General features: G+C 70.1%; 13 protein-coding genes. 6 read left to right on the top strand and 7 right to left on the bottom strand.

Going from position 1 to position 11,709, the window contains the following annotated elements:
- The 5 genes from BC358_RS22055 to dusB all read right to left on the bottom strand — a co-directional run bounded on the left by BC358_RS22055 (position 1) and on the right by dusB (position 3,638).
- Positions 1-153: a DUF5989 family protein gene (locus BC358_RS22055; protein ID WP_165961648.1), complete on the bottom strand. Its 153-nt coding sequence runs from the start codon at positions 151-153 to the stop codon at positions 1-3.
- A gap of 8 nt (positions 154-161) precedes the next feature.
- On the bottom strand, positions 162-578 hold the full coding sequence (locus tag BC358_RS02250; protein ID WP_133155864.1) for an SxtJ family membrane protein: 417 nt from the start codon (positions 576-578) through the stop codon (positions 162-164).
- A 151-nt stretch (positions 579-729) separates the two neighbouring features.
- Positions 730-2,328, bottom strand: a complete 1,599-nt coding sequence (gene purH / locus BC358_RS02245; protein ID WP_079364491.1) for a bifunctional phosphoribosylaminoimidazolecarboxamide formyltransferase/IMP cyclohydrolase — start codon at positions 2,326-2,328, stop codon at positions 730-732.
- 36 nt (positions 2,329-2,364) lie between these two features.
- Entirely contained in the window at positions 2,365-2,601 is a 237-nt protein-coding gene (locus BC358_RS02240; protein ID WP_066158749.1) for a helix-turn-helix domain-containing protein, read from the bottom strand.
- Positions 2,598-3,638, bottom strand: a complete 1,041-nt coding sequence (gene dusB / locus BC358_RS02235) for a tRNA dihydrouridine synthase DusB (protein WP_079364490.1) — start codon at positions 3,636-3,638, stop codon at positions 2,598-2,600. The genes BC358_RS02240 and dusB overlap by 4 nt, the downstream gene beginning before the upstream one ends.
- 143 nt (positions 3,639-3,781) lie before the next feature.
- Here dusB and BC358_RS02230 point away from each other — a divergent pair, with 143 nt between their 5' ends.
- Together BC358_RS02230 and BC358_RS02225 are read left to right on the top strand one after the other, a co-directional pair.
- Positions 3,782-4,264, top strand: coding sequence for a YqaA family protein (locus tag BC358_RS02230; RefSeq protein ID WP_066158753.1), 483 nt, complete (start codon positions 3,782-3,784; stop codon positions 4,262-4,264).
- A 33-nt stretch (positions 4,265-4,297) separates the two neighbouring features.
- Positions 4,298-5,482 carry an MFS transporter gene (locus BC358_RS02225; protein ID WP_079364489.1) on the top strand — a complete coding sequence of 395 codons (1,185 nt, stop codon included), beginning with the start codon at positions 4,298-4,300 and terminating at the stop codon, positions 5,480-5,482.
- Here the strand turns inward: BC358_RS02225 and BC358_RS02220 are convergent.
- Both BC358_RS02220 and ychF read right to left on the bottom strand, forming a co-directional pair.
- The gene (locus BC358_RS02220; RefSeq protein WP_079364488.1) at positions 5,455-6,228 is read right to left on the bottom strand and encodes an RNA pseudouridine synthase; all 774 of its coding nucleotides are present in this window, start codon (positions 6,226-6,228) and stop codon (positions 5,455-5,457) included. The two genes, BC358_RS02225 and BC358_RS02220, sit on opposite strands and share 28 nt — an antisense overlap.
- An 8-nt stretch (positions 6,229-6,236) precedes the next feature.
- The gene (gene ychF / locus BC358_RS02215) at positions 6,237-7,328 is read right to left on the bottom strand and encodes a redox-regulated ATPase YchF (RefSeq protein ID WP_066158763.1); all 1,092 of its coding nucleotides are present in this window, start codon (positions 7,326-7,328) and stop codon (positions 6,237-6,239) included.
- 66 nt (positions 7,329-7,394) lie between these two features.
- Between ychF and BC358_RS02210 the strand changes: the two genes are divergently transcribed.
- From BC358_RS02210 to BC358_RS21695, 4 genes are all read left to right on the top strand, one after another.
- Positions 7,395-8,108, top strand: coding sequence for an NTP transferase domain-containing protein (locus BC358_RS02210; RefSeq protein WP_066158766.1), 714 nt, complete (start codon positions 7,395-7,397; stop codon positions 8,106-8,108).
- A 135-nt stretch (positions 8,109-8,243) separates the two neighbouring features.
- A complete protein-coding gene (locus BC358_RS02205; protein WP_079364487.1) occupies positions 8,244-8,714 on the top strand; it encodes a (2Fe-2S)-binding protein in 471 nt (156 codons plus the stop codon).
- A complete protein-coding gene (locus BC358_RS02200; protein ID WP_079364486.1) occupies positions 8,711-10,774 on the top strand; it encodes a xanthine dehydrogenase family protein molybdopterin-binding subunit in 2,064 nt (687 codons plus the stop codon). Before BC358_RS02205 ends, BC358_RS02200 begins: the two co-directional genes overlap by 4 nt.
- On the top strand, positions 10,771-11,694 hold the full coding sequence (locus tag BC358_RS21695) for an AraC family transcriptional regulator (protein WP_143434139.1): 924 nt from the start codon (positions 10,771-10,773) through the stop codon (positions 11,692-11,694). Before BC358_RS02200 ends, BC358_RS21695 begins: the two co-directional genes overlap by 4 nt.
- Positions 11,695-11,709: the final 15 nt, after the last annotated feature.

Raw genomic sequence — 11,709 nt, 5'->3', positions numbered from 1 at the left:
TCAGAACAGCGTGTAGATCAGGGGCGCGATGACCGAGGTCTCTGCGGCGATCAGCAGCAGGCCCAGCAGCACCACGATGACGATGATGGGCGCGAGCCACACCTTTTTGCGCGTGCGCAGGAACGCCCACAACTCCTTGACGATCTCCAGCATGTCCGACCTCAGAACTGATGTTTGAACGACTCGGGGCGGGGACCCGGCGGTTGCCGGTCCACCCAGTACGAGCGCGCGGAGGCGTCCAGACGCAGCTTCAGTGCGTCCCGCCCCCGCAGGCGCATCACCCATGCAACAGGGGTGATGAGAACGAAGAACATGAGGCCGAACACGAGCGGATTCACCACCCGGCCCATCAGTCTGCCCAGTCCCATCCAGGCCTTGCTGAGTGGAGTCAGCTTGCGCGGTGCCCACAGGGCCAGAGCCCCCATGCACAAGGCGCCGACCACCGCGGCCACGCTCCAGCCGATGACCGCGTGACGGGTCTGCGCAATCACGGCACCAGCCACACACACCGCCATGACCAGGAGGCCGAACGAGCGGTTAAACGAATCGGAAGGGGCGAAGGACGAAGCAGAGCGCATGGCAGGACTTGTGGATCACGGGGCCGGGCCGGTCTGGCGCTCAACACCCCGTCACGACGGGTGCTGCGTTTGTATCTGCTGCGACTTATCTTGCTCTTAACAACGCAAAAGGGCTCCGAAGAGCCCTTTTGCGTTCAGTCGGGACCGCGCCTCAGTGGCGGAAGTGGCGCACCCCCGTGAACACCATCGCCACACCGCGCTCATTCGCCGCATCAATGACCTCCTGATCGCGCATCGAACCGCCCGGCTGAGCCACGCAGGTCGCGCCCGCGTCCACCACCACGTCCAGACCGTCGCGGAACGGGAAGAAGGCGTCGCTCGCGACGACCGTGCCTTGCAGGCTCAGCTTCGCAGCCTCTGCCTTGATGCTGGCGATGCGGGCGGAATCGAGGCGGCTCATCTGGCCCGCGCCCACGCCCATGGTCATGCCGTTCTTGCAGAACACGATGGCATTGGACTTCACGTACTTCGCCACCTTCCAGGCGAACAGCAGGTCCTGCAGCTCTTCGGACGTGGGCTGCTTGACTGTGACCACCTTGAGGTCGCCCAGCGCCAGCTCGTGGTTGTCCGCGGTCTGCAGCAGCAGGCCCGAACCCACGCGCTTGGCGTCCATGGCGTTGCGGCCCTGGTCCCAGGCGCTGGCGCCGCCCTTGGGCATGGCGATCTTCATCAGGCGCACATTGACCTTGGGCTTGAAGATCTCCAGCGCTTCGGCCGTGAAGTCGGGTGCCATCAGCACCTCGACGAACTGCTTGACCACAGCCTCGGCCGCGGCCTTGTCCACCGTGCGGTTGAAGGCGATGATGCCGCCGAAGGCGCTGGTCGGGTCGGTCTGGAAGGCCTTGGCGTAGGCCTCGTGCGCATCCTTGCCGACGGCCACGCCGCAGGGGTTGGCGTGCTTGACGATCACGCAGGCCGGTGCCTCGAAGCTCTTGACGCACTCCCAGGCGGCGTCGGCATCGGCGATGTTGTTGTAGGACAGTTCCTTGCCCTGCAATTGAACGCCGGTGACCAGCGAGCCGGGGGCCGGGTACAGGTCGCGGTACAGCGCGGCCTGCTGGTGGCTGTTCTCGCCGTAGCGCAGGTCCTGCAGCTTGATGAACTGGCCGTTGGACTGGCCGGGGAACAGGTTGCGCGCCGGCACATAGCTTTCGGCCAGCTTCTCTTCTTCAAACGTCACCGACGACAGGTAGTCGCTGATGGCGCCGTCGTACTGCGCAATGCGGTTGAAAGCCGCGACCGACAGCGCGAAGCGCAGCTTGTCGGAGAGCTTGCCAGCCGCCTTGAGTTCGGCGATCACGGCCTCGTACTGGCCGGCGTCGGTGACCACGCCCACGTCCTTCCAGTTCTTGGCGGCGCTGCGCACCATGGCCGGGCCGCCGATGTCGATGTTCTCGATCGCGTCGGCCAGGGTGCAGCCGGCCTTGGCTACCGTGGCCTCGAACGGGTAGAGGTTGACCACCAGCAGATCGATGGTCTCGATGCCGTGCTCCTTCAGTGCGGCCATGTGCTCGGGCAGCTCACGCCGGGCCAGCAGGCCGCCGTGCACCTTGGGGTGCAGGGTCTTGACGCGGCCGTCGAGCATCTCGGGGAAGTTCGTGACCTCGGCCACCTCGGTGACGGGCAGGCCCTTGTCGGCCAGCAGCTTGGCGGTGCCGCCGGTGGAGAGAAGGGTCACGCCGAGGCCGTGCAGGGCCTGGGCGAATTCGACGATGCCGGTCTTGTCGGAGACGGAGAGAAGTGCGCGCATGGGATAGGTCGGGAGGTTTGAAAAACGGGGGATCGTTCAGTCGATCAGCTTGTGTTCGAGCAGCTTCTTGCGCAGCGTGTTGCGATTGAGCCCCAGCCATTGCGCGGCGCGCGACTGGTTGTTCTGCGACTGCTGCATCACGACTTCGAGCAAGGGCTTCTCGACCGCCTTGACCAGCATGTCGTGCAGGCCGGCCGGGTCGGTGCCGTCGAGGTCGCGGAAATAGCTTTCGATGCTGGCACGCACACAGTCGTGCAGGTTGTGGTTGCTCATGCTGCCAGTTTCCAGTCTTCTCGGGTGTGGTTGTCTTCTTGCTGGCCGGCCGCGGCCCAGGCGTCCAGGCTGTCGCGCACGCAATCCAGTTGCGCCTGGGCGGTCGTGAGCGCGTTGACGCGCTGGCGGAACGTCGCGGCTTCGCCCGCGGGCAGGGGCAGCGCCTGGGCGTACCAGCCCAGGTGCTTGCGCGCGCTGCGCACGCCGGTGTACTCGCCGTACAGGCTGTAGTGATCTTCCAGGTGATCGAGCAGCCAGGCCTTGACTTCCATCAGGTCGGGCGCCGGCAGATCCTGGCCGGTCGCCAGGAAGTGCGCGATCTCGCGGAAGATCCAGGGCCGGCCCTGGGCCGCGCGGCCGATCATGATCGCGTCGGCGCCGGTGTGGCGCAGCACCTCGGCCGCCTTGTGCGGGCTGTCGATGTCGCCGTTGGCGACCACGGGAATGCGCACCGTGCGCTTGATCGCGGCCACGGTGTCGTGTTCGGCCAGGCCACGATAGCCCTGCTCGCGTGTGCGGCCGTGCACCGTCAGCATCTGCACGCCCGCGGCTTCGGCGGCCTTCGCGATCACCGGCGCGTTCTTCACGTCGGCGCACCAGCCGGTGCGCATCTTGAGCGTGACCGGCACGCCGTGCGGCGCGGCCGCGTCGACCACCGCCTCGACGATCTGCAGCGCCAGCGCCTCGTCCTGCATCAGGGCCGAACCGGCCCACTTGTTGCAGACCTTCTTGGCCGGGCAGCCCATGTTGATGTCGATGATCTGCGCGCCGCGGTCGATGTTGTAGCGCGCGGCGTCGGCCATCATCTGCGCGTCGGTGCCGGCGATCTGCACCGCGATGGGGCCGGGCTCGCCGCTGTGGTCGGCGCGGCGCGAGGTCTTGAGACTGTCCTGCAGATCGGGCCGGCTGGTGACCATCTCGCTGACTGCATACCCTGCACCCAGCCGCTTGCACAGTTTGCGGAACGGCCGGTCCGTCACCCCCGCCATGGGCGCAACGAACAGGGCATTCGGCAGGGTGTACGGACCCAGTTGCATGGCGATGGGAGAATGGTCTGGAGGGTGGGTGTCGCGGCGAAGGCGGCGTCGCCCGCGCGAAGGGGATGCGCATTGTATCTGCCTGTTTTTTCAGCAGACGATATCCCGACCACCGGTTGCACCTTGATACCCACACCCCGCACATGTCCGACTGGCTGAGTTCCCTGTTGCACTGGCTGGCCATGCCCGAGGCCGGCCTGGGCGCCCTGCTGGTGGTGTCCTTCGTGTCGGCCACGCTGCTGCCGGTCGGTTCGGAAGCCGCCTTGTTCGGCCTGCTCAAGCTCAACCCGGAGCTGTTCTGGCCGGCCATCGCGGTGGCCACCGTGGGCAACACCGCGGGCGGCGCGCTCAACTGGTTCATCGGCGCCGGCGCCCACCGGGTGGTCGACCGGGCGCGCCACAAGTCCACCGAACTGCACGCGCTGGACTGGCTGCAGCGCTTCGGCCCCAAGGCCTGCGTGATGGCCTGGCTGCCAGTGATCGGCGACCCGCTGTGCGCGGTGGCGGGCTGGCTGCGCTTTCCGTTCTGGCCTTGTGTCGCGTGGATGGCCGTGGGCAAGCTGCTGCGCTACATCGTGCTCACGGCCTTGCTGCTGTGGGTGTTCCCGGGGGGACTGTCGTTCTGACCGACAGCCCCACCCGCCCGCGATACTGCACCGATGTCCACCCCGTCTCACCATGCGCGCCCGCCGTCCGCCCTCTGGGCGCTGATGACCGGCAACTTCGTGATCGGCACCGGCGTGATGGCGGTGCCGGGCACCCTGACCGACATCAGCCAGTCGCTGAACGTGTCGATCCCTCAGGCCGGCCAGCTGATCACCGCGGCGGCCATCATGATGGGCCTGGGCGCACCGCTGTTCGCCACCCTGGTCGCCGGCTGGGACCGGCGCCGCCTGCTCACCCTGACCCTGCTCTGGTACGCGCTGCTGATGGGACTGAGCGCCCTCGCTCCCAGCTACCTCTCGCTGCTGCCGCTGCGCGTGCTGGCGGTGGTGGCGCCAGCCGTCTTCACCCCGCAGGCGGCCGCCTGCATCGGCCTGCTGGTGCCCGAGGCGCAGCGCGGGCGCGCCATTTCCTTCGTGTTCCTGGGATGGTCGGTGGCCTCGGTGCTGGGCATGCCGCTGTCGGCCTGGATCGGCGGCGTGCTGGGCTGGCGCTGGGCATTCGCGCTGGTCGCGGTGCTGGCCGTCGGCAGCGCCGCCTGGGTCTGGCGCGCCATGCCCGACGGCGTGCGGCCGGCGGCCCTGTCACGGGCCGCCTGGGGCCAGACGCTGGGGTCGGCGCCGCTGGTGCTGGCGCTGGGTGTCACCCTGCTGTCCGCGTTCGGACAGTTCATCCTGTTCGCGTACTTCGCGCCCTATCTGCAGCAGACGCTGTCGGCCAGCGCTGCGGTGCTCTCGATGCTGTTCCTGTGGTTCGGTGCCTTCGGCCTGTTCGGCAACATCGCGCTCACCCGCTGGGTCGACCGGCTGGGCGCTCCGCGTGCCGTCCAGATTTCCCTGCTGCTGATGGCCACCAGCCTCATGTTCTGGCCCCTCGGTCATGCGGGGCTGGTGGCGCAGGCCCTGGTGATGGTGCCCTGGGCGCTGGGCTGCTTCGCCAGCAACTCGGCCCAGCAGGCGCGCCTGGTGCACTTGTCTCCAGTGCTGGCGCCGGCGTCCGTGGCGCTCAACACCTCGGCGATATACGCCGGCCAGGGACTGGGCGCCGCGCTGGGCGGCGCGCTGATTGCGCAAGGCCACATGTTGCGGCTGCACTGGGTCGGGCTGGCGCTGATGCTGCTGGCCATGGGCCTGAGCGCTCGCGCCTCGAAGGCTCAGAAGCGTTCGTATGGCATCAGGTAGCGCCACTGCCCCACCGGCAGCCCGGCCAGGGCGATGCGGCCCAGCCGCAGACGCCGCAAGCCGGTGAGCTGCAGCCCGGCGCGTTCGCACAGATGTGGGACCTGGCCAGGCCGGTTGCCCTTGATCGCCAGCCGCAGCCGAAACTCGCTCTGCCAGCTGGCGCGCGCCGTCGGCACCGCCCAGCCATCGAAGAACGCGGGCTTGCCCAGTGACCTGAGCACCTCATCGCGCCGCGCATCGTCTTCCAGCGCCGGATCGGCCGCCACCTCGGCCAGCCATTCGTGCTCCAGCTGGGTGGCGTCGTCGGTCATCTTGCGCGCCACGCCCGGGTTCTGGGTGAACACCATCAGGCCGCTGGCCAGCTCGCCCAGTGGCGCCACCGCCAGCAGCTTGTAGCGGTGCGCCTTGAGCGGGCGCACGCCCGAACGGTCGCCGGCAAAGCGCAGCTCCGGGGTGAACCAGCGCGCAGCGATGTCGTCGGGGAGAAGCGGTGCCTCGGGCAGGACATGCCCCGCCGGCTTGTGCCAGATCAGCGTCACAGAGGCCAGCGATTCGAGCTTGGCTTTCGGATCGAGGCTCACCACCTGATCGTCGTGCACCCGTTCCATGGGTTCCTCGACGACCTTGCCATCCACCCGCACCCAGCCGCCGGCGATGTACCGCTCGGCGTCGCCGCGCGAGCAGGGCAGCTGCGCGGCCAGGCGTTTGGCCAGGCGTTGCGGTTCGGGCCGGCCAGTGTCGGACATGTCAGCGCTTAGGACGAGAACAGGAAGTTCATCACGTCGCCGTCCTTGACGACGTAGTCCTTGCCCTCGGCGCGCATCTTGCCGGCATCCTTCGCGCCCTGCTCGCCCTTGTAGGCGATGAAGTCATCGAAGGCAATGGTCTGGGCGCGGATGTAGCCCTTCTCGAAGTCGGTGTGGATCACCCCGGCCGCCTGCGGGCCGGTGTCGCCGACGTGGATGGTCCAGGCGCGCACTTCCTTCACGCCGGCGGTGAAGTAGGTCTGCAGGCCCAGCAGCTTGTAGGCGGCGCGGATCAGGCGGTTCAGGCCCGGCTCGTCCTGACCCAGTTCCTTGAGGAATTCCAGCCGGTCGGCGTCGTCCATCTCGGAGAGTTCGGCCTCGATCTTGGCGCAGATGGCGACCACGGGCGCGTTCTGCTTCTCGGCGAAGGCCTTGAGGCGGTCAAGGAAGGGGTTGTTCTCGAAACCGTCCTCCGACACGTTGGCCACGAACATGGCCGGCTTGGCGGTGATCAGGAAGAACTGCTTGAGCTGGGCGCGCTCTTCCTTGCTGAAGTCGATGGTGCGCACCGGCTGGGTGTCGTTCAGCGCGGTCTGGCACTTCTCAAGGATGGCCAGCTGCTTGATGGCCTCCTTGTCGCCCGCGCGCGCCACCTTGCTGATGCGGTGGATGGCTTTCTCCACCGAAGCCAGGTCGGCCAGGCAGAGCTCGGTCTGGATGACTTCGATGTCGGCGATCGGGTCGACCTTGTTGGCGACGTGGATCACGTTCGGGTCTTCGAAGCAGCGCACCACGTTGACGATGGCGTCGGTCTCGCGGATGTGGGCCAGGAATTTGTTGCCCAGGCCTTCGCCGGTGCTGGCACCGGCCACCAGGCCGGCGATGTCCACGAACTCCACGATGGCCGGCACCACGCGCTCGGGCTGGACGATCTCCGCCAGCTGGGCCAGGCGCGGATCGGGCACTTCCACCACGCCGGTGTTGGGCTCGATGGTGCAGAAGGGGTAGTTTTCAGCGGCGATGCCGGCCTTGGTCAGGGCGTTGAAAAGGGTGGACTTGCCGACGTTGGGCAGGCCGACGATGCCGCATTGGAGACTCATGGAATACCTCGAAAAATCAACCCGAAAGTGTAAGCGACGGGCCTGAAACGGTTAATCTGGACGCCCATGGCCATCCCCGCAACGTCCCCCTTGCCACACCACCCGCCACCCCCGCGCATCGGCGCGGTGCTGCTGGCGGCTGGGTCGGCCTCGCGCATGGGCCACCAACCCAAGTGCCTGCTGGAACTGGACGGGGTGCCGCTGATCCGGCGCCTGCTGACCGCGCTTTCGGGCGCGGGTGCGGACGAGCTGGTGGTGGTGCTGGGCCACTACGCCGACCGCATCGAACCGGTGGTACGCGACTTCCCGGTCACGCTGGCGCACAACCCCGACCCGGACGCAGGCCAGATCTCGTCGCTGCGGCTGGGCCTGCAGGCGCTGCCCGGCCAGATCGACGCCGTGCTGGTGGCCCTGGCCGACCAGCCCCTGATCCATTCGCAGGACATCCGCGACCTGATCGGCGCCTACCGGATGCGGCCCGCCGACACCGAGGTCGTGCAGCCCACGGTGGACGGCCTGCCCGGCAACCCGGTGGTGTTCAGCCAGACAGTGCGCGAACAGATCCTGGCCAGCGAGGCGCGCGTGGGCTGCAGGCAATGGCAGCAGGCCCACCCGCAGGCCGTGCACCGCTGGGCCACCACCAACACGCGCTACCGGACCGACGTGGACAGCCCGGACGACATCGAGTCGCTGGCCGCGCGCACCGGCCAGCGACTGCGCTGGCCAGCCGGTCCGCTGGTCGAAGCACCGTTGCCAACCCGGCACCCCACCGCCTCATAGGCAGCCTCGGCATCCATGTGATCCGCTCCGCCCTGGAGCGGCCTTCTGCGTCGGCGCGGGCGTGGCGCGATTGTTCAAGACCGCACCGGCCTGTGTGCGGCACATTGCACGCGTGTTCACCACGCGGAGGCCCTCATGCAGATCCAGGTCAACCACAGCGTCCGGGAGGTCCCTCCCGATTGGCGGGACGAAAGTTTGCTGGTGGTGCTGCGCGAGGCGCTGGGCCTCACCGGCACCCGATTCGGCTGCGGCGCGGGCCAGTGCGGCGCCTGCACGGTGCTGATCGACGGCCAGCCGCGACGCGCCTGCCTCACGCCGGTGGTGGCGGTGGGTGCCTCCCGCGTGGAGACCATCGAAGGCCTGGCAGCCCCGGACGGTGACCTGCACCCGGTGCAGCAGGCCTGGCTGGACCAGGCCACGCCGCAGTGCGGCTACTGCCAGTCGGGGCAGATCATGGCCACGGTGGCGCTGCTGCGGCAGCGCCCTTCGCCGAACGCGGCGGACATCGACGCGGCCCTGTCCGGCAACCTCTGCCGCTGCGGCACCCAGCAGCGCATCCGGGCCTCGGTGCTGCGCGCCGCGCAGGCCACCGGGAGCGGGCAATGAAGCGGCGGCACTTCCTGCAGGCGGGCGGTGTGCTGGCCGTGGGCTTTGTCGCCGGCTGCGCCATCCCGGTGATCCCCAAGCGCCCGGCGGCGGCCTACGAGGATGCCCTGGGCTGGGTCCGCCACGCCAACGGCCGCTACGAGCTGCTGCTGCCGCGAGCCGAGATGGGCCAGAACATCGCCACCGCGCTCAAGCAGGTGGCCTGCGACGAACTCGGTGTGGACTGGGACCGCGTCACCCTGCGGCTGCCGCACACCCAGGACATACCCCGCGTGCGCGCCACCGTGGGCAGCGAATCGGTCAAGGACTTCGCGCTGCCGCTCGCGCAGGCCTGCGCCACGCTGCGCGACGCACTCGCGGCCGGCCACACCACGGGCGTGCGCAGCGCCGAGCCCCGACCGATGAACGAGCTGCGCGCGTTCCGGTCCGGCGCCCGCCTCGTGGGCCGGCGCGTGCCGCTGGAACAGGGGCGCGCCATCGTCACCGGCGCCCCGCTGTACGCGGCCGACGTGCGCCTGCCCGGCATGGTGTTCGGCCGGGTGCTGCGCGCCCCGGTTTCCGCCGACCGGCCGTCGCGGCTGGCGGGCTGGAACGAGGCCGCGGCGCGCGCCGTGCCGGGGTTCGTGGCCCTCGTGCAGGACGAGCGTCTGATGCAGCGGCTCAGTCCGGGGCTGGGCATCGTGGCGCGCACCCCCGGGACGCTGGACCGGATCGAGGCCGCGCTGGCACCCCGCTGGCAGCACGACGACGCCTTCGAGCAGGCCGACATCGACCGGCTGATCGACATCGACCGGCACCTGGCCGGCGGCAGGCTGGGGAACCAGATCCACGACGACGCCATCGACCGCAGCGCTGCCTGGGACCTGGACCTGCGCATCGACACGCCGCTGGCGGCGCACAACGCCATCGAGCCGCGCGCCGCGGTGGCCGCGGAGGGCGCGGACGGCGTGCTGGAGGTCTGGGCCGGCACACAGGACGCGTTCTATGTGCGCGATGTGATCGCGCACAGCCTCGGGCTGGACGACGCGGCCTTGCGCGTGCAGGCATGCCGGGTGGGCGGCGCGTTCGGCGGGCGCACCCTGTGCACGGTGGAGCTGGAGGCCGCCGTGCTGGCCCACGCCATCGGCGCGCCCGTCAAGGTCCAGTGGACGCGCGCCCAGGAGTACCGGCAGGGCTTCCACCGCCCGCCGTCGAGCCACCGCATCCGCGCCCGTGTGCGCAACGGAGAGCTGGTCGACTGGTGGCACGCGTTCTCCAGCAGCCACATCCTGTTCACCAACGCCGGCATGCCGGTCTGGATGCAGCGGCTGGCCGACCTGGTGGGCGACCGCGGCGTGGCGCGCGGCGCCGACCTGCCCTACCGCGCCCTGCGGCGCCGCACCGAGTTCGCGGTGACGCGGCTGCCGGTGTTCACCGGCCCCTGGCGCGGCCTGGGCGCCGGCCCCAACGCGCTGGCCATCGAGTCGGCCATCGACGAGTGCGCCCGCCTGGCCGGCGCCGACCCGGTGGCGTTCCGGCTGCGCCACATCGGCGAGCCGCGCTTGGCCCGGGTGCTGCGCACCGTGGTCGACGGCGTGCCGGCGCCGACACCCGCCGCCGGGAGCGACCGCGTCGGACGCGGCGTGGCCTGCGGCACCTACAAGGCCAGCAGCCACGCCGCCGTGCTCGCGGAGGTGCGCGTGGCGCCCGACGGCACGGTGGTGGTGACCCGGCTGCGCTGCGCCCACGACTGCGGCACCGTGATCAACCCCGACCAGGTGCGTGCGCAGTGCGAAGGCAACCTGGTCTGGGGCCTGGGCATGGTGCTGCATGACGGTCTGACGGCGGCCGGCTCGCGCATCGCCGCCGGCAGCCTGGGCGAGGCGCCGGTGCCGAGCCTGCGCGACACTCCGCCCATGGACATCGTGCTGATCGACGACGACGGCCCGCCCGCCGGGGCCGGTGAAACCGCCATCGTGGCCGCGGCCGGCGCCATCGCCAACGCCATCCGCGGTGCGACCGGCGTGCGCCTCACCCGCTTTCCCCTGCAACCCTCGCTGCTGGCCAGGCGCGGCCCATGAACGACTTCGCCTCGGCCGCAATGCTCCGGCTGGTGGCCCACGGCCTGCGGCGCCAGGGCCTACGCCCGCCGCCGCCCGTGGCGGCGCAGCAGGGGCGTGTGGCGCTGGACGACAAGCGCGCCCTGCTGGCCGGGCTGTGGCCGTCGATCGGACCGGCGGGCCTGGCGCGCATCGGCGACGCGATCCGGGAGCTGCCCGAAGAACCCACGCTGCGGGCGCTGGTGCTTGCGACGGACCCCTGGGACCTGCTGGCGCGGTGGCAGCGGCTGGAGCGCTTCGTCCATTCCCGACACCGCACCCGCGTGGAGGCCGAAGGCCCCGGTCGCGTGCGGCTGCAGCACGTCTCACAGTCGCCCGGCCAGCAACCCACGGCGGCCGAGGACGTGCTGGTATTCGGCCTGCTGGTCGCCCTGTGTGAGCGGGTGGCGGGGCGGCCGGTGCAGGCCCGCCCGGCGGGCGGCCGGCACTGGCTGCGGCGGGACAGCCAATGGCGCGACGGCCCCTGGCCCGAATCCCTGCACACCTGGGAGCTGCGCTGGGACGCCGCGCATGTGGCTGGGGACCCGCACCCACCCGTGGCCCACCCGGCGTCCGGCGACCGCTGGCTGGAGGCCTTGCACGCCGCCCTGCGTGCCGACCCCGGACGTCCATGGCGGGTGGACGACCTGGCCCGCAGCTGTGCGCTGTCGGCCCGCAGCCTGCAGCGCCACCTGGCCCGGCGGCAGCTGAGCTTCTCCGGCCTGCTGACCGCCACCCGGGTGCAGTGTGCGGCGGACTTGCTCACCAGCAGCGGGCTGTCGGTGGCCGAGGTGGGCTACCACTGCGGCTTCGCCGACCAGCCGCACTTTTCGCGACAGTTCCGGCAATCCACCGCCATGACACCGGCCCGCTACCGGGCGCAGTTCGCCCGCGCCGGCTGAGCGGCGCCGGGCCGC

The sequence above is a fragment of the Hydrogenophaga sp. H7 genome, from assembly GCF_002025745.1.
Taxonomy (GTDB): Bacteria; Pseudomonadota; Gammaproteobacteria; order Burkholderiales; family Burkholderiaceae_C; genus Hydrogenophaga; species Hydrogenophaga pseudoflava.
Note: the sequence above shows the minus strand (reverse complement) of the source record. Positions and strands in the feature narration are given on the sequence as shown.

Coding starts and splice junctions, on each gene's coding strand:
- BC358_RS22055 (WP_165961648.1), bottom strand. CDS start 153: ATGCTGGAGATCGTCAAGGAGTTGTGGGCGTTCCTGCGCACGCGCAAA.
- BC358_RS02250 (WP_133155864.1), bottom strand. CDS start 578: ATGCGCTCTGCTTCGTCCTTCGCCCCTTCCGATTCGTTTAACCGCTCG.
- purH (WP_079364491.1), bottom strand. CDS start 2,328: ATGCGCGCACTTCTCTCCGTCTCCGACAAGACCGGCATCGTCGAATTC.
- BC358_RS02240 (WP_066158749.1), bottom strand. CDS start 2,601: ATGAGCAACCACAACCTGCACGACTGTGTGCGTGCCAGCATCGAAAGC.
- dusB (WP_079364490.1), bottom strand. CDS start 3,638: ATGCAACTGGGTCCGTACACCCTGCCGAATGCCCTGTTCGTTGCGCCC.
- BC358_RS02230 (WP_066158753.1), top strand. CDS start 3,782: ATGTCCGACTGGCTGAGTTCCCTGTTGCACTGGCTGGCCATGCCCGAG.
- BC358_RS02225 (WP_079364489.1), top strand. CDS start 4,298: ATGTCCACCCCGTCTCACCATGCGCGCCCGCCGTCCGCCCTCTGGGCG.
- BC358_RS02220 (WP_079364488.1), bottom strand. CDS start 6,228: ATGTCCGACACTGGCCGGCCCGAACCGCAACGCCTGGCCAAACGCCTG.
- ychF (WP_066158763.1), bottom strand. CDS start 7,328: ATGAGTCTCCAATGCGGCATCGTCGGCCTGCCCAACGTCGGCAAGTCC.
- BC358_RS02210 (WP_066158766.1), top strand. CDS start 7,395: ATGGCCATCCCCGCAACGTCCCCCTTGCCACACCACCCGCCACCCCCG.
- BC358_RS02205 (WP_079364487.1), top strand. CDS start 8,244: ATGCAGATCCAGGTCAACCACAGCGTCCGGGAGGTCCCTCCCGATTGG.
- BC358_RS02200 (WP_079364486.1), top strand. CDS start 8,711: ATGAAGCGGCGGCACTTCCTGCAGGCGGGCGGTGTGCTGGCCGTGGGC.
- BC358_RS21695 (WP_143434139.1), top strand. CDS start 10,771: ATGAACGACTTCGCCTCGGCCGCAATGCTCCGGCTGGTGGCCCACGGC.